We start from the raw sequence: 22,268 nt of genomic DNA, 5'->3' as shown, positions 1-22,268 counted from the left end.
CGTTAATATTACCCTTTTCTTAGTTGCTAATCAACTTTGGACGTATCATAGTTCTAAATTTTATAACTAAAGCAACACCTCTTACTAGTGCCCAAACTAAAAATGCTATCCAAATTCCCAGTAATTTTAGGTCAAAGTATTCACAGATATATAATACTGGAATAAATGCTAAAAAAGTAGCCGCTAGTAATACGTTGCGTAAAAAACTCATTTCGCCAAGACCTTTAAAAATCCCATCAAAAACAAATGCAATACCATTGATCGGTTGGACAATAAGTACAATAAAGAAAATAGCATAAAAAGTTTCTAAAACTAGAGGTTCTTTGGTAAAGACTGCCCCAATTTGATTGTAAAAGATACCACCTATAATTCCCAAAATCAAACTCACCACTACACCGTATAAGGTTACCTTTTTACTGAGTCTCCATAGAATATTATAACTTTTTGATCCTAATAATCTACCACTTAAAATATTACCTGCTGCTCCATAACCATCAATAAAAAAGGCTGTGAATAACCAAATATTTAAGGCAATCGTATGAGCTGCAATATATTCTTTACCATAACCAGTAGCATTTGCATTTGCAAAATAAATTGCTGTATTGAGGGCTATAGAACGTACAAACAAGTTTAAACTCATTCCCACTAATCGTCCCAATTCTTTATTAAAAGGTAATTTAAGTTTAAGGCTCACATTGGTTTTAACAATCAAAAGGATAAATACGATGATAGCCATGATCGCTTGGGAAATCAAACTTGCCCATGCAGCTCCTCGTATACCCATTGGATTGATAAGCGTATCGATACCATATACCAAAATGAGATCGAGAACTACATTGATACTTGCTCCAATAATGGCGACTATCATCGGCCAAAATGTGTTTTGTAATCCTCTAAAAATACCGAAAACTGCAAACGTAAATAATGTTAAAGGAAAGCCCCAAACTCTGATCTCATAATATTGAACGCAGTATTTAAGGATGCGTCCTGTCGCATTATAAAGTTTAAAAATATCTTCAATAAAAAAAACAGTTGAGACTAATATTAAAACACTAAGACTAACATTTAAAAAAATGGCTTGAGCTGGTAAGGTTTCAACTTCGTCCAATCTATTAGCACCCAAATATTGAGAGATGATTGTAGAAATAGCACTTCTTGTTTGACCCAGAATCCAAATTAGCGCAGATAAAAAAGACCCTACAATACCAACAGCTGCGAGGGATTCGGTTCCATAAACGGGAATATTCCCAACAATAGCTGTATCAGTAATTGATAACAAAGGTTCTGCAATACCTGCAACGATAGCCGGTATTGCTAAGCGATTAATATTTTTAAAACTAATTGAGTTTGCTACCATACCAATTCGTAGCAATAAAATGGAAATTCACTTTGCTTTGGGAAAAATATTTCACCTACTTTTTGATAACCTCTATTTTTATAGAAAATTTGATTACGTTTATTTACACTGAAGGTGTCGAGCCGCACAGAAGAGTATGTATGTTTACGTGCATAGGCTTCACCAAAATCCATAAGCGCTCTTGCAATACCTTGACCCCAATGCGTTGGCTGTACCGCCAATCTATGGATATAAAGATTTTTTGCGTTTTCGGTGAGCCAAGTAATTGGTATATACTCTTCATCCATTATTGGTGTGAGCACGATAATCCCCAGTATTTTACCATCAACTTTATAGGTATACATTTCATCTCGCTCAATATCTTTTTCAAAACGATCTTGAGTGGGATAATGTTCATTCCATTGATAAATATTATTCGAGATAAGTGCTTTGGCACAAGCCTGTGTTAGTTGATATATTTGCTCAACATCGGATAGCGTAGCTTTTGAAATCATTTCTCAAATATAGGAACTTGAGTGCAATTTTACAGAATGAATATTGTAGTTTTTGATAGGTTATTTAGCAAAAACATGTATTTTTGACACTTCTATATAGCCGGGGATGTAGCTCAGTTGGCTAGAGTGCTTGACTGGCAGTCAAGAGGTCGTGGGTTCGAATCCCATCTTCTCCACAAAAAAAATTTCTAGTAATTTTTCAATAAGCTTCATAACATTATGGAGCTTTTTTTACTTCAATGATTTTATATATAATTTCTCAACCTTCTCTCTAGCCCAAGGAGTTTTTCTTAAGAATTTAAGACTTGATTTTATAGAGGGGTCGATAGTAAAACACTTAATATTTATTAGGTTACCTAATTGTATCCAACCGTATGTTGCTACCAAATATTCTAAGATATCGACAAGTTTTATTCCATGCAAGGGATTATTAGGTTGTTTTTCCATAACAAGTTACTAAGCTGTTTAATATACAAAAAAACAACCCCCGGCTAACTACTTCCGGAGGTCTAAATTGAAACATAATCGTATTAACACAAACTCAACTTATACTAATTATGAAGGTTTCAATTATTTTGTTTTTTATTTTAAAGCTGCGAATATAGTACCAATTACAGTATAAAAACGTGTTTTTATTATTCATAATTTAGATTTAACGATACTGTAAACAATTGTTAAAATAAATATTTACTTTATAATAAAACTGAGGATATACCATAGATAATCGCAGTAATAACAGTGCAAATCAATATTTTATATTCGTCTTTTTGATGTTTAAAAGTATGTTGTTCAAAATACACTAAGAAAAAAAAGGTAAATCTCCGAAATTAGATTTCGGAGATTTTATCGAAACCAAGCAAGATAATTATACACAAACTCAACTTGCACATGCCATAGTTTCAACTATACTAATTCCAAAAGTTACTGAACAACAACATCAAAGCTTACTTCTATATCTGTTTCTCCACCAAAATCATCACGCTTTTCACCAGTCTTCGTAAGTGGTTCATGTATTAAAAAAGCTTTAACAATACCTGTTGAAGAAACTGCTGGAGTTTGCCAAGTTGTTATTAAATTAATCGCTTTATTATTACTATCTATTACATCCTCCTCTGAGCTTTGAATAGTCAAATTCTCTGTAGTAGTTTCAAAATAAACAAAATGTTCATCTTTTTCTTCTATCACTTCCTCGGTAATATCTTCTACATCATTGGGGTCTGATTCATCCAGAAATTGAATAGACACTTCATAACTACTGTCTTGGTCTAGTGTAATGGTTTCCTCATTATCCTTAGTCCAAATCACTGTTTGTGTTTCGCCCGAACCAACCGTTGTAAGTGTCAGTTTTACAGTAGTAATTGTTTCTTCATCGTTTATTACTTCGGGAAGATCATCATCGCTACTACAAGCAGCAAAAAATAGTATTATACTTGTTAAAGTTGCAAAATGTTTAAAATTTCTCATGGGTTTAAAATTTAAAATTAAAGTGTACAGAAATATTTCGTCCTAACGCATCAGTATAATAGCGCTGTCGGTTTAGATATTCTCTATACGTTGTGTTAAACGTGTTATTTATAGAAAGACCTAGTGTTAAGTCTTTAGGATTTTTTAAAGACATTGTATAGTTGATATCAAAATCAAATAATGTATAACCGGGTGGTGGAGAAGATATGTCCACCAAATCTCTTTGAATAGAATTAGCATCTACATATTCTACTTCAAAATTAGTATCAGGAAAATCCTTTTGCTCCATTGCAGTTACATTAATTAATGAAAATTGAAATTTTGCTAATGAATATGAAAGGCTAGATCGAATAACCGGGGCTGGCATTAGTGGTAAATTTTCATCTAGTGCTTGATCTTGTCCTCGTATGTAAGAGAAGGCACTTGATGCGCTCCATTTTTTAGAAAAATTTGCGGTCACATCAATATCCAATCCATAGAGCAGAGCGTTAGTTTGTCGATACTCCCATACCGGAAAAGCACCTCTTACCGTAAGCTCTAACCCGGTAGGCTCAAGCAATTTATAATCTTGGATCTGGCTTATATACGGCGCTACTTTGAGAGATAATAGGTTGAAAATATTATTGTGCTCTGAAGTTAGCGAAAATTTGAGTGCTTTTTCTTGATCTAAATCTAATTTACCTAATTCAATAATGGCAGCACTGTGATGTAAACCATCACTAAAAAGTTCGGTCGGATTGGGAGCTCGCATCGCATACGAAGCATTGAACAAGAATATATTTTCACTACCATAAGAATATTTAATACCCGCTGAAGCTGCGATACTATGATAATCGAATTTGGGATTTGTCAACCATTGGTTTCCTTCATCTTGTACAATTATATCAAAAAAATCACGATCGTAGTCTCGGTCTTCCCAGAAGTCTTTTAAATAAAACTTTTTTGCATCTAGGTAACTATAGTCATAGCGAATACCAAAATCAGCTTTGATATTTTTAAAAAGATCTATTTCTGAAATCAAAAATAATCCTGCACCAAACTCTTGATAATCAGGGATAAGTCTACGCACTCCTGTTTCTGGATTTGGTGTGTTTTTTTGGTTAGTTACTTGAATCCCTATAGTTTTTTTGAAACTTTCATTAGCATCAAACAAAAAAGAAGATTCAAGAGTTTGAGTTAGTAATTTTAAATCTAAGCTCGCTTTGTTACGATCCTCTCCTCTACGAATATCAAACTCTTTTCTTTGATTTATTTGCAAAGCATATTGGATTTCCCACTTTCCGAGATTCCGAAATCGGTTGTATGCTTTCAATTTTGCCAAATGATGTTGAGTTTCTTGTTTGGGAGCATTAACCGAGTAAGTAAAATCCTCTTCAATTAAAGGACGGTCACTTTTTATTGCTCGTATTAAATCACCCACATTTCCAATATGAGAGGCTCTCAAAATACCTTGTTTAGTGTTATAAAAACTATAATATGCTTCGGTTCCAAATTGAAAGTTAGAATAGCCTGCACCCAATGAGAAACTTTGTTCTTGATGTCCAGTGTTAGTTAATATATAATCTGGAGCCTCGCTATCCCCAAAATACTTTAAAGTTCCTTGCGCTTTTGCACTCCAGCCTTGATCAAATCCGATATTTACCGAGGTACTCATTGCCGTTCCTCTGCCATTAGTACTCGCAGTAAATTGAGTGGCGCCAAAGACTGTGTCTTTAAGTGTTGTTAACTTATTTTCGGCTACTATAACGCCTCCAATAGCATTGCCTCCATATTGCAAAGCTCCAGCACCTTTAATAATCTTAATTTGATTGAAAGCATTGATGTCAACATTGGGAGCATGCTCCTCTCCCCATTCTTGATCCTCTTGACGTACCCCATTGTTCATAATAATAATTCGGCTACTGTGCAATCCTTGAATTACTGGTTTGACAATCATGTTTCCTGTAGACAAACTCGTTACTCCCGATACTTGTTTTAAAGCATCTCCCAAAGAAAGGCTACTATATTTCTCTAAATCTTTATTGGATAGTCTGTCTTCTGATAGGCTATTAGTAATAGCATTCCCTTTGATTGCACTGATATTTACTTGTTCTAAATCAGTATAATGATGTTCTAAATAAAAATCATATTTAGATATTTTTGCTATATCAATAGTCTTAATCTGCGAAATACAATCTTCATGCTTAACTGTAAAAGCATAGGCTATGGGACAAAGGTTAGTTATCCTAAAATTGCCCTCATTGTCTGTTGTAAAAACAGAATCATTAAAAGAAATTGTTGCATCTTTTAGCGGTAAACCATCATGAAAATCTATAACCTGTCCAGTTAGGATCAAATTACAATCTTGTGCAAGTAGCATACTATTACCTAAAAGAAACACAAAAATACATGCGAATCTTTTCATCAAAAAAATAAAAAAAGTGAACTAATCAAGTTACTACTCTAAAAGTATAACTGATATCAATAAAATAAAGGAATGATTAAGCAGCAGGTGGTGCTTTATTGTGAAAGGTGCCAAATTCATTTTCCGTGTATAGTACATCGGGATAAAGTAAAGAGATAACACTAATATTTACATACAGTGTTTGTGGTACTTGTATTTGCTGTATTGGAAGAAAAGATTCTGACTTCTGATCAGAGGCAAACTGACAAATTTTACAGTCAAGATCATCAGCATCATGATCTAATGCGTGTAGATCAGCAATCTGAATGATGCCGAATAACACTAACAATAGTGAAGCAATAAAATTTTTATTTGCAGTCATGGTTACAAATAAACGAAAAAAAAAGATGTAAATTTTATTTAGTGTAAGTATTATTTGTTAAAGAAATGCAAAATTTATTGATTCTTCTACTGCTTTTAATAGTTGGCTCGGTAATTTTTTTTGGCAATAGGGATGTTGAGCCCCAAATACGTGATTTGCTTCCTCTATGGTGATGAGTGTACTATGTGGTATCCAAGTTTTTAAATTTTTGGCTTCTTTATAGGTCACAGCGGTATCCAACTCTCCATGTATTATTAACGTAGGAATATTTATCTTTTTGGCAGCTATTTCTATTGTTAAATTCTTTTCATTTTGCAAAAAATCAGTGTAAAAAGAATAATAATGTGGCATTTCTTGTAAAGTTCTTTTATTTGTCACATACATAACACCAGATTTTTTCCAATCAGAAAGTGCTTTTTCTTTGGGAAATCTATCCTTAAAATTTGAAACGCCAGCCCAGGTTATCAATGTACGAATTCTAGAGTCAATTGCTGCCACGAGTGTAGCTATACCACCCCCTCTCGAGTGTCCAATAATAGAAACTTTTGAAAGATCCATATGCTTAATATAAGGATTTTGTTTGCCATATATCCAATCCAACAAACTGTCTACATCACTCATTTCTTTGGAATATGTGTTTTCTCCGAAACTCTGTAGATCATCAAAATAATCCGGTTGCTCTACCGTACATCCATTATGCGAAAAATTAAATTTGATAAAGCAATACCCTTTTTTCGCAAAAAACTTGGCGACCAAATCCCATGGACCCCAATCTTTAAAGCCCTTATATCCATGACAAAATAAAATAACTGGTTTTGCGAATGTGGTTTCTTCAAAAAAAATATCTGTTAGTAATGGTTTACTAAACTTACCTGTAACGATACTATTTTTAATTATTTTCATACGTAATTAAACTTCTTTTTCTATAAAAGGAATCTCTACCGAAAAAATCTCGGTGATTAAGTTTTTCAATTGTTCTTCAAAAACATTCAATGTTTCTTGATTAATTTCATTTTCTATTTTGCCTCGAATACTTTGCTTTGTGCCAAATTTCAAAAAGCCTTCCTTTAAGTTTTTAAAAGAAATAATACCTGCTTCAAAAGGCACTTGTACTTCTCCAACTTTTTGTTGCATCAATGCATACGTTAATATCTGGATAATTTTACTATTCGCATATTCATCAGTCAAACCATCCCATCCCATCAACGTAACATCTGACTTAGTAACCTTTCCAGTTTTATAATCTATAATTCGAGTAACACCATTTAATTGGTCTATTCGATCAACTTTTCCCTTTACATAAATATCTGTTCCCAGCTCTGCAATATCTATTTTGGCCTTTAGCGACTGTTCGATTAGAATTATTTTAAGCTCATTACCAGACCTGATCAGTTCTAATTCGGATGTAAGGAACTTTAAAAGATAGCGCTTTGCAACCTCAAAAATTAAAAGATTTTTTCCTCCTTTTATATCTAAATCCCCATATTCTTTTTTAAATTGATCTGCCACTTCTTGATCGACTTGCAAAATCATTTTCTGAATATCATTTTCTTGGAGTAAATGATTCTCCAGCGGTTTATAAAAATTTTCTAGTGTATTATGAATAACCGTTCCTAGTGTATTTGCCGCTACGGTTTCTTCAACCTCCTCGGTCTCTTTAATACCTAATACATATCTATAGTAAAAATCGATAGGGTTTCTTACATACGTTGTTAATGATGAAGGTGATAGTCCATAACTGGCTAGCTTTTGTATAGATGCTATACAATCCTGAGTTTTATTGAACTGTATAGGAGTATTTATAATTTTCGGAACATTGGATATGAGTATATTTTCTTTGACATGATGCTTTGCAGAAGTATCTAAAATCAATTGATGCAAAAATCTACTTTTTTCACCTCCACCAATACCTTCGTTTTCTGTATTATATAGAAGGTACACATGCTTGGCTCGCTGAAGTAATCTATAGAAATGATACGTGTAAATTGCATCTTTCTCTTTGTAAGTAGGCAAATTATATGCTTTCTTGAGATCAAAGGGTATAAATGAATTTGTACTTTTTCCGGCAGGTAGAATGCCTTCATTAACCGAAGTTAAGATGATGGTTTCAAAATCCAAGCAACGAGATTCTAACATACCCATTAATTGCAGCCCTTGAAGCGGTTCTCCTTTAAAATCTATAGTTTCTGTAGATAAGAGATCCCTATACAATCTATGTAGAGCGCTAATTGTGGTTAAATGTGAGAAATCTGCATGTAAACTCTGAAGTTTATTAAAAATTAAGTGAAAGTGATAGCTGTATTCTAATTCTAGCGCATTATCATCAGGATTTAATTTTTCCCTAATTGTATTTATTAGGAGTGAACATTGTTTTAGTGCAGCATCGACAGTTTTCCAAGGTTTAAAAAGAAGCTGTATCCTACTTTTACTTTCAAATGCTACTATATCACTCAATGAATCGACGGTTACATAGACAAGGTTTTCTTGAGTAATCCTATTAATTATCGAAGTTGTTTCAGCTCCCAACAGCCAAAATGCAGCGGGAGCACTCAAAATATTTACTATTTGCTTATAATATCCACCTTTATCCTGATATGTTTTGTGGAACTCAAATAAATGTTCAAAAAAAGCAGCTATAGGAGCCTCTTTAAGTGGCATTCCCATTGTAATATTTAATGCCGGTAAATCAGAAGGTAATGAATTAAGTATTGGTAGTAGTAGCGATTCGTCAGCCAAAACGACTGCTGTGTTTTGCAATGCATCCTTAGGCAATTGGGTAATAAGTTCACCTACGTACTTAGCTTGACCAATATTTTTTGGAACACCTATTATGTCTATGTTTTTTTCATGATCAAAATGTTCTGCAATCCATTGAAAAGGTTGCTTTTTATAATACTCCCAAGAGTCCCTATAGTTTCTAAGAAATAAGGAAGCTTCATGATAGTTATTCCTCATAAAAAAACTATCAGCATCCCAAAATATTTTAGCTTTATTGACGCTCAATAAATATTGAAAAATTTGTTGCTCTGCATTGTTAAGTGCATTAAAGCCAAGAAATACATGCATTCTTAATTCTTGATTAGCATAGTCTTGAATGCAGGAAGCTGCTTCGCGATACAACAAACCCTGATAACCTCTTTTCTTATGTATTAGTTCACTTCTAAAGTTTTGATAATACCCGTATAAACTCTGCCAAAACAAGATATAGTTTTGAATCAAGGTTGTCTTTTCTTCTTGAAGGTACCAGTGATTAATATCTTGTATACTTGATAAATAAGAGAAAAAATCAGTATGATCAATACAGTATCTATCGATTTCATTAAAGTCATGAATAAGTGTTTGTGCCCAAGTACTAAAGTTGTCAAAACTTTCTTTTTCTTGTTCAGGATATGTTTTCAAATACGTTTCGTAGAATTGAAAAAGTGTAGCAATTGTATCTATAGATTTTAAACCTGAGACTTTTTCTATAAACTCTTCTATACTATAAATCTGAGGTGCAAAAAATGTACGATCTTCATAAAACGAGCGTATTTCTTTTTTGAGAAACAACCCCGCTCTTTTACTTGGAACCACAAAAATAAGATCAGCGACATTATTTTTTTCTAAATCTATCGCCTGTACGACTTCCTGTAGAAATGTTTTCATGTAATATAGCCCATTAACTTGTAATGGATGAAGGTAATCAAATAATGAATAACGAATAAAAATAATATAAAAAAAGCGTCCCGATTAAATCGGGACGCTTTGGTTTATTATAACAGTGTGTTACTGAAATTACTCTTTTACCAAGTTGATTTCAACACGTCTGTTTTGAGCTCTACCAGCTCTAGTTTTATTTGAAGCGATTGGCTTGTCTTCTCCATACCCAACTGCTGATAATCTAAACTGATCTACACCATTTTCAGTTAAGTAATTCTTAACAGAATTAGCTCTAGCATCAGATAATCTCTGGTTAGTTTTGTTACTACCTGAGCTATCAGTATGACCTTCTACAGTAAATTTAGAGTTTGGATATTCTTGTAAGATACCAACGATATCATTAAGTACACCATAAGATTGTTTCTGTATAGAAGATTTACCTAAGTCAAATAAGATAGTCTTAGCGTACTCATTTAAAGTTTTTTGAACTTCTTCAGTTACTTCAGGACATCCATTATTTGCTACTGTTCCAGCAACATCTGGACAGTTATCATCTTTATCTAATACTCCATCACCATCTTTATCTTGGTAAGGACATCCATTATTCGCAGCAGGACCAGCTTCGTTAGGACAACCGTCTTTAGCATCAGCAATTCCATCACCATCAGCATCAGGACAACCATTAAGGTCAGCTAAACCAGCAACAGTAGGACACTCATCATTAGGATCAGATACTCCATCACCATCAGTATCAGGACATCCGTTAAATTCTGCAGTACCTGCAACATCTGGACAGTCATCTTTACCATCTGTAATCCCGTCACCATCAGTATCAGGACATCCATTAAATTCTTTTAAACCAGGAACCTCTGGACACTCATCATCTTTATCATATACTCCGTCACCATCAGTATCTTTCCCACCAAATGCGAAAGTTAGACCTGCAGAATGCTGAAAGTGTGTTGGAGGATAATTACTTACGTCATATTCTTCGAATACATGCTTGTATGTAGACTGTACGTTCAATGCCAAATTCTCGGTTAACCAAAAATTGAAACCTAAAGAACCATTTAAAGTTCCTGCACCAATATCATCCAACCAAGTATATCCACCACCAACACCTAAATAAGGATCAAACCACTTAGTGTTTAAAATATTTTTAAAACTGTAAGAGATCATACCGTCTGCAGCATAGTAAGATAAATCACCCACAGATATATCTTCTCCTGTAAAAGGATTTTCTCCAGCATTTTCAATTTTGTTAACTGTACCACCTACAGTAAAGGTAAATCCATCACCTATGTATCTGCCAACAGATATTTTAGATACAGAAGGAAGGATATTCCAATGATCAGCTGCATTGAAATACTCGTCGAAAATTTCTCCTTGCGTGAGTAAATCTCCTCCGGTAGGAAATATGTCAACAGCATTAACGCCAATCGATACTGCCCAAGGGTTGTTTTGATCTTGTGCATTCGCAGTACTAAACCCAAGTACTAATAACGAAGCCACTAAAAATCTGCTAAGATGTTTCATATTCAATAATTTAATTTTTAAGTGTTAATTAGAGCAAATGTAATATGTTAAAAATTACTGTCAAAGACAAAACTAATAAATTTTTCTTAAAAGGCCAGTATCTATCACTGTTTACAAGCCATCAAAGCAGTTTTATCTAGTAAAGTTTAGTTTTAAAAACATATTTCATTTGACTTAATAAACGACAAATTCACAAATTTATTTTTAAAATTTTGTTACAAGTATACTATAATTTTAGTCAAAAAGGATATATCGTATAAAAAAATACATTATTTTATATGTATTTAACTTTGATTGAATCATGTATATAAATCAATATCATCTTAGCTATATTGTACCCCATTTTTTTCATAACTTCCCCGTAATCATGTACTTGATCTTCGTGGGCTCCAGCATATGAACCGGTTTTGTAATCAATTATAATAGCTTCTTTATCCTTAATAACGATACGATCTGGACGATAGGACCTTCCCTTAGAAAAAATTTCTTTTTCATTGTAAATACTATACGATTTGCTATAAAATTTTGATAATTCAGGGTGGGAAATTATATCTTCTAGTTTTTTTTGTGTTTCATTTTGATCACTTTTTGTGATTAAGCCTTCTTCAATAGCTTCTTCTAGCACCATAGACAGATCCTCCATATACTTGATTTTCGACATCATGTTATGTAATACATTTCCTTTTTCAATAGCTATTTCTTGATTTGTATTCCAAGTTCGTCCCGATTTTGTAATTAACTGAACATTTTTATCTCTGTTCGCATAATAGTTAACGTTAGATCGTATGTTATGAGAGGTTTTTGCTATAGTAGTATTAATAAATGGCTTTGAGTCTCCAAATGTATACTCCAACTTATCTGACTTCCATTTACCTAATTGTTCTAAATATCCTATTAGTTTACCTGAAAATTTATTTGAGTTTCGTACTCCTTTAGCATTTACTTCATACTTTGATAATATATAAAGCTGTTCTTCTGCTCGTGTGAGTGCGACATATAAAATATTAAAAGCATCAAGTTCTAGTTGCGACTTTCTTTGGTCAACCAAAATTTTTCCGTGCGAGCTATATTCTGATATTTCTGCGGAATAATTTAATAATACTTCGCTAAATGCTGTATTGCTATTTGAAAAAGGAAACCATATCTTAGGTTCTATTTCTCTATATATATCTATATTGGCATAGGGATATATAACACATTTAAATTCTAAGCCTTTTGATTTATGAATTGTCATGATTCGTACAGCATCTTCACCCTCTGGAGCCACAATGCTCAATTTGTCTTTTTTTAACTTCCAAAAGGAAAGAAAACCCAGTACTCCTTCATCGTATTTTTGTTGATATGAAAAAACTGTATCCAGAAAAAACTGGATATAACTACCCCCTGATTTTTGTAACTCGAAGACATCAATTATATATTCAACCACCTCATAAAATGGAAGCTTTAGTAATTGATTAAAATCAAACAGGATATCAAATCTTGTCAAAAGAATTGACCATTCTTCTTGTGCAGTATGTACGGCTTCTTTTATAAAGTTGTGTGAGTCTTGAACATCATATCGGGTTGTTATAAAATGTAAAAGCTCTACTTTTGTAACTAAATCCCAAGGATGTAAACTCCACGTTAGCATAGCGATAATAAACCTGACTTCGGGAGCTTTATTAATCAACAGCGTTTCTGAAGAAATTATAGGAATCGATTTTTCGGTTAAATAATCAGCTACATGTGTTCCCTCTTTTTGTCGACGTGTTAAGATACAAATATCACTAAGTACATATCCTTTTTGCTGAAGCTCTATGATCGTATTAAAAACAGCCTCGGGATAATACTCGTTTTCCTCTTCAGCATTTTTAGCCTCTATAAAAGAAAGGTTAACAAATCCTCCAGATTTTGAATTAGTCAATTGTTTATTACCCTGTTTATATAGATCTGTATGGTTTGCATCATTAAATTCCTCTGATAAATAGGTGAAAAATGAATTGTTGAATTTTATAATTTCAGCACAACTTCTATGATTAGTCGGCAAGTTGAGAACCTCCTTATCTGAGGTTGAAAATGGATTATACTCCTTGGATAGCGCTATAAATTGTTCTGCCTTGCCCCCTCGCCATCGATAGATAGCTTGTTTGGCATCCCCAACAATAGTTAGTTTTCCCCTTTTACCTGTTAAAGTTTCTGTGGCTATTGCATTGTCGATTAACGGAATCAAATTTGTCCACTGCAGCGATGAGGTATCTTGAAACTCATCGATAAAATAATCTCTATATCGTTCTCCTAATCGTTCGTAAATAAAGGGTGCGGGTTGATCTTGTATAGCACCACTTATAATTTCATTAAACTCTGAAATAAGTAAAATGTTTCGTTCCTTCTTAATAATAGTTAGTTCTTTATGTATCGCACTCAAAATTGATAAGGGCACCAAATTTTTTAGAATGTTTTTAAGTAGCTTCTGCTCATAAAATAAGTCTTTGGTAGTTAAGAATGCACTTATTATAAAGGGTCGAATCTCATCGATACTATCTTTTTTTGATTGCGCTAATGTTTTGGTATAAAAATCTGTGGTTTCTATCTCTTGTTTCCATCCGGCTTTATAGTCAACGGCAACATTTTTTTGTGCCATTTTTTTGAAATGCGAAGGAATATACCCATCTTTTCCTTTAAAATCTACAGGCTCTAAGTCACTAGCAGTTATCAATGAAAGTACTTCGTTGGCAAGCGTATTGATTTCTTTTAATACTACTTTTTGTTTTTTTTGTAAAAACTGTCTAAAGTTTTTGAAATCTTGTGGGGTCTTATCTGCTAAATTCTCAAGGTGTTCTCTATCATTTTCACTAAAAAGAAGTTTAGCAATTTTATTGAGTTCAATAGCAATATCCCAACTTTTATCATCATCTAATTTCTCAAATGCAAAATTCAAAATAGTTTCTGTAAGTACAGTGTCCTCTCCTATTTTTGCGACAACAGCATCTACTGCCTCATTAACTAGGCTTTCTGTATCCATCTCAATTTCAAAATTGATAGGGATGTTAAGATCATGTGCAAAAGTGCGAATTACTCTGTGTGTAAAAGTATCGATGGTTACAATATCAAAAGCTGCATAATTATGTAAAATACTTTTAAGAATTCGAGATGCTTTTTGTTGAAGTTCTATTGGATCAAGCCCCGTATGCTTAACCAAATCATTCACTAAACCCTCATATTTTGAAGAAGTTGGGACTGCTGCGATACCTACCAATGATTCTAGAATTCTTTCTTTCATTTCGGCAACAGCTTTATTGGTAAATGTTATTGCCAAAATGTTCTTATATGCATCTTTGTACTCTGCTGTTATTAGGCGTATCAAGTATTCGCGAACCAATGTGTACGTTTTACCTGCACCCGCAGCAGCATTATAAACAGTAAAAGAAGAGACTGATTTCAAATGTTTTTTTTACTAAAATACTAAACACTGATCACCTATCTACAAATAGTTAAACTATTATACAAAAAACTAGCCGAGATCCTTTCAATTTTTACATTTATTCTATAAAAATTCTGCTGTGTAATCTTACTAACGAGTTGATTAGTAAGGATTTTTTATTTTAAACAATTTATAACAGTTAATAGTTTTAAATCCTATCACTAATTGTTAAATTTGAACTTATTATTTTTTAACTTAAAAAGTATATTATGTCATTCGAATTACCGAAATTAAACTACGCTTTTGACGCTTTAGAACCTAATATAGATGCACGAACAATGGAAATCCATCATGGCAAACATCATGCGGGGTACACAAGTAAACTTAATGCAGCTATCGAAGGTACTGATCTAGAAGGAAAAACTATAGAAAACATTCTTATCAATCTCGATCTTTCTAACAAAGCTGTTAGAAATAATGGTGGTGGTTTTTACAACCACAGTTTATTCTGGAAAGTAATGTCTCCAAATGGTGGTGGTAAACCAAGTGGAGAACTTGCTGAAGCTATTGATGCTGCTTTTGATTCTTTTGAAGCTTTTAAAGATGCATTTTCTAATGCTGCTGGAACTCAATTTGGATCTGGTTGGGCTTGGTTATGTGTTCATAAAGGTGGAAAACTAGAAGTATGTGCAACGCCAAATCAAGATAACCCTTTAATGCCAGAAGTTGGCTGTGGTGGTACACCGATCTTAGGTATTGACGTATGGGAGCATGCTTACTACTTAAATTATCAAAACCGTCGCCCTGATTATATTAATGCATTTTTTAATGTTATTAATTGGGAAGAAGTAGCGAAACGATATGCTGAAAATAAATAAGAAGCTATTCAATATGTATAAAAAGAGACATCACAGTGATGTCTCTTTTGCATTATAACTTTTTCTTTTCTGTATGCTAAAGATTGCCTATCATCCCATCTACACTCATCCATTGCCAGAGGGACATCGTTTTCCTATGCAAAAGTACGAGCTGTTACCAAAGCAATTATTGTATGAAGGCACTTGTACAAATTCAAATTTTTTTTTGCCTGATTATCCAAGTCTTGATTTGATCTATGCAACACACTGTAAAGATTATGTCACACAATTACTCAATCTTACTCTCGACGCAAAAGCTGTTAGAAAAATTGGTTTTCCATTGACTAAAGCTTTGATAGATCGAGAATTGTTAATTACCGATGGCTCCATTAAGGCTACAGAATTTGCATTGCAATACGGAGTAGCCTTTAATATTGCAGGAGGTACCCATCATGCTTATAGCAATCGTGCAGAAGCTTTTTGTCTATTAAACGATCAAGCTGTAGCTGCAAAATATTTACAAAAATATCATAACATTGAAAAGATACTAATTGTAGATCTAGATGTACATCAAGGAAACGGAACCGCAGAAATTTTTGCTAAGGATCCTACTGTTTTTACATTCTCGATGCATGGCGCCTCAAATTATCCTTTTAAAAAGGAAATTTCTGATCTTGATATTGCTTTACCCGATACGACAACTGATACAGAATATTTAATAATTTTAAAAGAAACTTTACCCAAATTAATACAGGATCAACAACCTGATTTTATCTTTTATTTATCGGGTGTGGATATCCTATCAAGTGACAAACTTGGTAAAATAAACTGTACGCTTGCTGGTTGCAAAGAGCGTGATCGATTCGTATTGTCTACTTCAAAACAACACCAAATACCTATAATGTGTTCGATGGGCGGAGGATACTCTCCAGATATAAAAACAATTATAGAGGCACATGCCAACACCTATCGTGTAGCTAAACATTTGTTTGACTGATTTTTATAGCTAATATTTTATTGTATCTTCGAGTCGCTATTGGGTATACTATATGGAAAAAAAATGTCCCGAATGTGGGGAAAAAATAATAGGTCGTAGAGATAAAAAATTTTGTAGTGATTACTGTCGTAATGCGTTTAACAACAAACTTAACAAAGATACTACCAATCTAATTCGCACAGTCAACAATCGCTTGCGAAAAAACTATAGAGTACTACAGCATCTAAATCCAGATGAAAAAATTAGAGTACCAAAAAGTAAACTCATTGCTCAAAATTTTGATTTTGACCTCTTCACCAGTATATATACTACCAAAACAGGAAATGTATATTATTTTGTATATGATCAAGGCTATCTAGCACTAGAAAATGATTTTTATGCATTGGTAAAAAGAAAGGCATAAATATTAAAACTCTCTCCACCGTTGACTGTTCATTTTTAACGCAGCCTTCATGACATCTTTCTGGCTAATTTGTCCGATTAACTTAGCACCATCCAAGATAGGAAATCGTCTTCTTTTAGTTTCAATAAACTTATTAGCAGCATCAAAAATACTAGCATTGCCATCGATCGTTTCGACATTTTTAACCATAAACTTATCCACGGTGGCATCATCTATGGGCATATTATAATATCTACTTTCATTAAGTTGTTTAATGCAGTCTCCTTCAGAGATAATTCCTAATAATTCATAACGATGATTTACCACAGGACCTCCAGATATTTTGTGTTTTACCAATGTCTCAATCACTTCCATGACAGATTGATCAGGTGTAAATGTTATCAATTCTCTAGTCATGTAATCTGACACCTTTATTAAGGTCTCATCTTGCTTCTTTGATTTGGATCGTGCCCCTATAAAACTTATAATTCCCATAACAATATATCTTTAGTTCATCTTAAATATAGTGATTTTCAATGATTTGATATGTGTTAAAATTGACCCTTGTAAGTAAAATCTTATTTATTATCTTTAGCTAAACCAAAAGTCAATGAAAAAACACCCCGCATTCTTTTCGACATTGCTTATTTTACTTTCAATCTGGTATGTTTTTTACAGTAGTAAACCACAGTCGATAACAGCATATGACACTCCATTAACCGAGTTCTCAACTATGAGAGCATTGGATCATGTTAAAGAACTTTCAAAAGCACCTCACTATCATGGTAGTCCTGATCACCAAAATGTTCAATCCTATATAATTTCAGAATTGGATAAACTTGGCTTAAAAAGCGAGATACAAACAGGGTTCTCTATTTATAAATCAGGTGACATGAGTACTCCTGAAAATGTAGTTGCAAAAATAAAAGGTAGCGATTCATCTGCCAAGGCTTTAGTTTTACTCACACACTATGACAGTGCAACACACTCTTCATTTGGGGCGAGTGATGCAGCAAGTGGAGTTGCCACAATTTTGGAAGGTTTACGGGCATATTTGGCAAAAAATCCAAAACCCAAAAACGATATAATTATTTGTTTTACCGATGCCGAAGAAATTGGACTTAACGGTGCCGATTTATTTATGAAAAAACATACTTGGGCAAAAGATATAGGACTTATCCTCAATTTTGAAGCAAGAGGTAGTGGAGGTAACTCATTTATGCTCATGGAGACTAATGGTAAAAACGGGAATTTGATCGGTGCTTTTTCTGAAGCATCTGTACAATATCCAGTAACCAATTCACTAGCATACAGCATTTATAAAATGCTACCTAATGATACTGATTTAACGGTTTTTAGAGAACAAGGTAATATTGAAGGATTTAATTTTGCCTTTATCGATGATCATTTTGACTATCATACAGCAAATGATACTTGGGAGAATTTGGATCTTTCAACCCTACAACATCAAGGCAGCTACTTATTACCTCTTTTAAGGCATTTTAGTAATGCTGATTTGTCTACACTTACGTCTGATAAGGATTACATTTATTTTAATGCTCCGATTTCCAAGATTATTAAATATCCCTTTAGTTGGATTCACACGCTTTGGATAGTTGCTTTAATTGTTTTTATTGTCCTATTATTTTATGGTAGGATTAACTATCGTCTAGGTATTATTGATGGATTAAAAGCGAGCGGGGCACTAGTATTATGCTTACTTCTGGCAGGGGGTGTTACGTATGGAGGTTGGGAGTTACTCAAACTAATTTATCCTGAATATAACGAAATTCAGCAGGGTTTTACCTATAATGGTTATTACTATATCCTAGCTTTTACCTTGCTATCTGCTGCTATTTGTTTTAAAGTGTTTTCTTATATCTATAAAGAGCGTAATCAAGCAAGTCTTTTGGTGCCTGTAATTATACAGTGGCTACTTATTGCTATTCTTTGTGCAGTCTATCTAGAGGGTGCTAGTTATTTTATTTGGCTTGTTTATTTTGCACTACTTCAGCTATTTATTTTAATACGGCAAAAAAGACCAAATAGCGTATTGATGGTGGTATTATCATTCCCTGCGTTATACATTTTGCTTCCGTTTATAGCTAGTTTTCCTGTAGCTCTGGGGCTTAAAATGCTCCCGATTGCTTCAATATTAACCGTTTTATTATTTGCACTTTTGTTACCTATTTTTTCTTTTTATAAATATCAGCATTGGTATAGTGCAGTATTTATTATAGGTTCGATAGTCTTCTTTATTGCAGCACATACTACTTCAGATTTTAATGAGAAGCGTCAAAAACCCAATAGTTTGGTTTATATACTAGATGAAGATACTCATAAAGCCACTTGGGCTACATATGATCACTTGTTGGATGCTTATACTCTTCCATATTTTTCGGAAGAAATTAAAGATAATGCTGCTCTTAATAAAACGATTATTAACAGTAAATATGGTCTTAGTTTTACTAAAAGTAGTATTGCGCCATTTAAAAATATTCCTGCAGCTACCATACAACTTATCAGCGATACAATTACAAATAACCAACGTGAGTTGCGGCTACACATTCAACCTAATAGAGAAATTAATAGAATAGATGTCTATACACAAAAAGTGACAAATTTTACTTCGTTAACAGTTAACGGTGAACAAGCTTTGGAGTTGCGATACAAAGATGAATTGTACCATGTATTTAGTAAACGATGGGATCAAAAGTTATTTACATACTATGCAAAAAATAGTGAACCCTTATTATTAGACATCACTATGAATACAGACACTGATCCTAGTTTTGTCTTATTTGAATCCTCTTACGATTTATTACAACATCCCGAGTTTCAGATAGCACCCCGTACATCTGCAATGATGCCAAAACCTTTCGTACTCAACGATGCAGTGATTGTAAAGCGTTCCTTTACTTTAGAGCAATTAGAAATAGTTAAGGATTCAGTCGTTACTATTGACGCAGAAGAAAACTTTAGTTATGAATAAGGGAATAAGCATTTTAGGTGCTGGATGGTTGGGTTTGCCTCTAGCTGAAAAGCTCATAGCTAAAGGTTATTCGATAAAAGGATCGACAACATCTGATGCAAAACTAGAAAGGTTACAAAGCAAAGGGCTTGCTGCATATACAATTGTATTAACCGAGACTGCTGTAATAGGTAATATTGCTCAATTTTTGAAAGATAGCAAAATTCTAATTATTGCAATTCCCCCAGGCTTACGGCGTAATCCCTCTAGTGATTTTGTAGGCAAAATTAAAAGATTGCTACCTTATATAGAAGCTTCTTCTATCAATTCTGTTTTGTTTATAAGCTCTACCACAGTTTATGAAGATACTAAGGAAATTCCCTTAATTACTAATCTAACCTTACCAAATGCAACATCTATAGCTGGTAAACAATTAACTGTGATAGAAAAGTTGTTGCAGCAACGTACTGATTTTTCAACCACAATTTTACGCTTTGGGGGACTTATCGGTAAGGATCGACACCCCGCTACTATGCTATCGGGACGTGAGAACATTCAAAATCCAGAGGCTCCAGTAAACCTGATTGATCGAGAAGATTGTATCCAAATAATTTTAAAAATCATTAATAACAATGCATGGAATAAAGTTTATAATGCCTCTGCTTCTAATCACCCTAAAAAATCTGAATATTACACTGCTCAATGTTTGAAAAGAGGTCTTGACGTTCCAAAATATGATTACATGAGTGTTTCAAAAGGTAAGAGTATTGACTCAAAATATATTCAGAAGGATTTGGGATACGAGATTAAGGATATATAGAGAAAGTATCTTAAAAATATATAGGCAAACTCATACAATCAAAACCATTGACTCATATATGTGACAAAAAAACCCTGTGTTTAAAAATAAAACACAGGGGATTACACACAAATTATAAATTTTAAATAGTAGGAAGCACTATTCCACCAGGGCCACTTCCTTCCCAACCCCAATCCGGATTAAAAACTCCGTCCCAAACAGGTAAGTGATCTATCGCTAAATTGTTTGCGGTATATAACCTACCTCCTGATATTTCGTTGATTTCTTTAGTAGTAAGATTTTTATAATATTTCATGTCTATTGGTTTTAATTACAACACAATAGTACGGGTTAGATGTTTCATTTTTTGAGACTTAAGGTGATAAAGTAGAGAAATTTAAAAACTCATTGAGGAGCGTTCCAACCGATCATAAAATACTCAATAAAAAAGTATAAAAACTTAGCTATGATTAAGAGGGTCGGATCACGTCTAGAAGACTAAAAGTAACAATTCAACTTAAGTTTCCCAGTTTACATTTGGGGTAAATTCACTGAATACGGTGAATTATATCAGGCAGAATACAAATACCTTTAAGCAGCAATTTAAACTAATCATTTATTATGAAAAAGATTTTATTTATTATTATTATTTCCTGTCTCTTATTTCAATCTTGTGAACTTGAAGAACAAGAAAGTTTAGAAGTTTTAACCCAAAATGAGAATGTATCATTTAAAGAGGATCAGGTTGAAACAGAACCTTTACAATTTACTGAACCCAAACCGTTAAAAGATATCTCAGAACTTGATCAATACGACGCATTTAACAAAGTAGCTAACCAAGAATCAGGCCGACAAGAATGGAGAAAAACCGATGATGGTACAACTTTTTTTTCCCGAGAAGGGAACACAATTACAGAAAGAGATCATTTTTTTTACCCACAATTTTCATTTACTTATCAGTATGAAGATGTTAATTTCATATATGTAATTGACACTTCTAGAAATCTTTGGTTAGCCTTACCTATTTGGTATCCAGGGCGGACTGTTCCAGCATATTTATCACATAATGGAATAGAATGGAATACTTGGCGTAACTTTAAATACTTCGTGATTTTAAATAATGCGTGTGATTATGATAAAGAAAAGCCTACCATTACTCCAGTTTGTATAACCGTACCTGATGTAGCTCAAGTTTGTATAGCAAAACAATCATTTACCAAAAGCTTTCCTATGACAATGCCTGATAACAGAGATTTTTTAGAATCTCGTTTTAACCTTAAAGATAATTGTGATAATTATTTAACGATTAGGCAAAGGCCACCAGCAGGAACTATTATTGAAGCTCCAACAAGTAGGACAGTATATTATGAAGTAATCGATAATCAAGGAAATGTCCTTGAACTAAATCATGTACATCATTTTAAGAAGATTAACTTTTAAAAAAAATGATGTTTCGTCCTACAATAGCGTTACAAAATTAATAGATTTAAGGTAGTTGGTTTAATACCACTACCTTTTTTATTTTTGCTCTGTTCTCCTTTGAGTTTATTCTGTTTGTATATGTAATTAGGAGCTAACATAATATAAATTTCTGTCCTACTATATTA

18 protein-coding genes and 1 tRNA gene are annotated in these 22,268 nt (G+C 33.2%); 7 read left to right on the top strand and 12 right to left on the bottom strand.

Annotation, left to right across the window (positions count from 1 at the left end; genetic code table 11):
• Positions 1-19: 19 nt before the first annotated feature.
• Both ACE939_RS13695 and ACE939_RS13690 read right to left on the bottom strand, forming a co-directional pair.
• The gene (locus ACE939_RS13695; protein WP_378186159.1) at positions 20-1,357 is read right to left on the bottom strand and encodes an MATE family efflux transporter; all 1,338 of its coding nucleotides are present in this window, start codon (positions 1,355-1,357) and stop codon (positions 20-22) included.
• Entirely contained in the window at positions 1,351-1,851 is a 501-nt protein-coding gene (locus ACE939_RS13690) for a GNAT family N-acetyltransferase (RefSeq protein WP_378186158.1), read from the bottom strand. Before ACE939_RS13690 ends, ACE939_RS13695 begins: the two co-directional genes overlap by 7 nt.
• Positions 1,852-1,953: 102 nt before the next feature.
• On the opposite strand from ACE939_RS13690, the gene ACE939_RS13685 reads away from it, so the two are divergent.
• Positions 1,954-2,027, top strand: a tRNA-Ala gene (locus tag ACE939_RS13685).
• Between the two features lie 55 nt (positions 2,028-2,082).
• Here ACE939_RS13685 and ACE939_RS13680 read toward each other — a convergent pair.
• From ACE939_RS13680 to ACE939_RS13645, 8 genes are all read right to left on the bottom strand, one after another.
• A complete protein-coding gene (locus ACE939_RS13680) occupies positions 2,083-2,298 on the bottom strand; it encodes a VF530 family DNA-binding protein (protein ID WP_378186157.1) in 216 nt (71 codons plus the stop codon).
• 474 nt (positions 2,299-2,772) lie between these two features.
• Complete coding sequence (locus tag ACE939_RS13675; RefSeq protein WP_378186156.1) at positions 2,773-3,315, bottom strand: hypothetical protein; 543 nt, start codon at positions 3,313-3,315, stop codon at positions 2,773-2,775.
• A gap of 4 nt (positions 3,316-3,319) precedes the next feature.
• A complete protein-coding gene (locus tag ACE939_RS13670) occupies positions 3,320-5,719 on the bottom strand; it encodes a TonB-dependent receptor (RefSeq protein WP_378186155.1) in 2,400 nt (799 codons plus the stop codon).
• 76 nt (positions 5,720-5,795) lie between these two features.
• Entirely contained in the window at positions 5,796-6,080 is a 285-nt protein-coding gene (locus ACE939_RS13665; RefSeq protein ID WP_378186154.1) for a hypothetical protein, read from the bottom strand.
• 57 nt (positions 6,081-6,137) lie between these two features.
• Positions 6,138-6,983: an alpha/beta hydrolase family protein gene (locus ACE939_RS13660; RefSeq protein ID WP_378186153.1), complete on the bottom strand. Its 846-nt coding sequence runs from the start codon at positions 6,981-6,983 to the stop codon at positions 6,138-6,140.
• A gap of 6 nt (positions 6,984-6,989) precedes the next feature.
• On the bottom strand, positions 6,990-9,725 hold the full coding sequence (locus ACE939_RS13655) for a PD-(D/E)XK nuclease family protein (RefSeq protein ID WP_378186152.1): 2,736 nt from the start codon (positions 9,723-9,725) through the stop codon (positions 6,990-6,992).
• Between the two features lie 129 nt (positions 9,726-9,854).
• Positions 9,855-11,255, bottom strand: a complete 1,401-nt coding sequence (locus tag ACE939_RS13650) for an OmpA family protein (protein WP_378186151.1) — start codon at positions 11,253-11,255, stop codon at positions 9,855-9,857.
• A 274-nt stretch (positions 11,256-11,529) separates the two neighbouring features.
• Positions 11,530-14,676 carry a UvrD-helicase domain-containing protein gene (locus ACE939_RS13645; protein WP_378186150.1) on the bottom strand — a complete coding sequence of 1,049 codons (3,147 nt, stop codon included), beginning with the start codon at positions 14,674-14,676 and terminating at the stop codon, positions 11,530-11,532.
• 248 nt (positions 14,677-14,924) lie between these two features.
• Between ACE939_RS13645 and ACE939_RS13640 the strand changes: the two genes are divergently transcribed.
• From ACE939_RS13640 to ACE939_RS13630, 3 genes are all read left to right on the top strand, one after another.
• Positions 14,925-15,533, top strand: coding sequence for a superoxide dismutase (locus tag ACE939_RS13640; protein ID WP_378186149.1), 609 nt, complete (start codon positions 14,925-14,927; stop codon positions 15,531-15,533).
• Between the two features lie 73 nt (positions 15,534-15,606).
• Positions 15,607-16,509, top strand: coding sequence for a histone deacetylase (locus ACE939_RS13635; RefSeq protein WP_378186148.1), 903 nt, complete (start codon positions 15,607-15,609; stop codon positions 16,507-16,509).
• A 52-nt stretch (positions 16,510-16,561) separates the two neighbouring features.
• The gene (locus tag ACE939_RS13630; protein WP_378186147.1) at positions 16,562-16,912 is read left to right on the top strand and encodes a hypothetical protein; all 351 of its coding nucleotides are present in this window, start codon (positions 16,562-16,564) and stop codon (positions 16,910-16,912) included.
• Positions 16,913-16,915: 3 nt separating this feature from the next.
• Here ACE939_RS13630 and ACE939_RS13625 read toward each other — a convergent pair whose 3' ends face one another.
• Entirely contained in the window at positions 16,916-17,386 is a 471-nt protein-coding gene (locus ACE939_RS13625; RefSeq protein ID WP_378186146.1) for a CBS domain-containing protein, read from the bottom strand.
• A gap of 115 nt (positions 17,387-17,501) precedes the next feature.
• On the opposite strand from ACE939_RS13625, the gene ACE939_RS13620 reads away from it, so the two are divergent.
• A complete protein-coding gene (locus ACE939_RS13620) occupies positions 17,502-19,883 on the top strand; it encodes a M20/M25/M40 family metallo-hydrolase (RefSeq protein WP_378186145.1) in 2,382 nt (793 codons plus the stop codon).
• Complete coding sequence (locus tag ACE939_RS13615; RefSeq protein ID WP_378186144.1) at positions 19,876-20,682, top strand: NAD(P)H-binding protein; 807 nt, start codon at positions 19,876-19,878, stop codon at positions 20,680-20,682. Before ACE939_RS13620 ends, ACE939_RS13615 begins: the two co-directional genes overlap by 8 nt.
• A gap of 121 nt (positions 20,683-20,803) precedes the next feature.
• On the opposite strand, the gene ACE939_RS13610 is transcribed toward ACE939_RS13615, so the two are convergent.
• Positions 20,804-20,977: a hypothetical protein gene (locus ACE939_RS13610; RefSeq protein WP_378186143.1), complete on the bottom strand. Its 174-nt coding sequence runs from the start codon at positions 20,975-20,977 to the stop codon at positions 20,804-20,806.
• 305 nt (positions 20,978-21,282) lie between these two features.
• On the opposite strand from ACE939_RS13610, the gene ACE939_RS13605 reads away from it, so the two are divergent.
• Positions 21,283-22,101 carry a hypothetical protein gene (locus ACE939_RS13605; RefSeq protein ID WP_378186142.1) on the top strand — a complete coding sequence of 273 codons (819 nt, stop codon included), beginning with the start codon at positions 21,283-21,285 and terminating at the stop codon, positions 22,099-22,101.
• Positions 22,102-22,268: the final 167 nt, after the last annotated feature.

The sequence above is a fragment of the Aquimarina rhodophyticola genome, assembly GCF_042434915.1.
Taxonomy (GTDB): Bacteria; Bacteroidota; Bacteroidia; order Flavobacteriales; family Flavobacteriaceae; genus Aquimarina.
The sequence above is the reverse complement of the archived record's forward strand: the minus strand, read 5'-3'. Positions and strand labels throughout refer to the sequence as shown.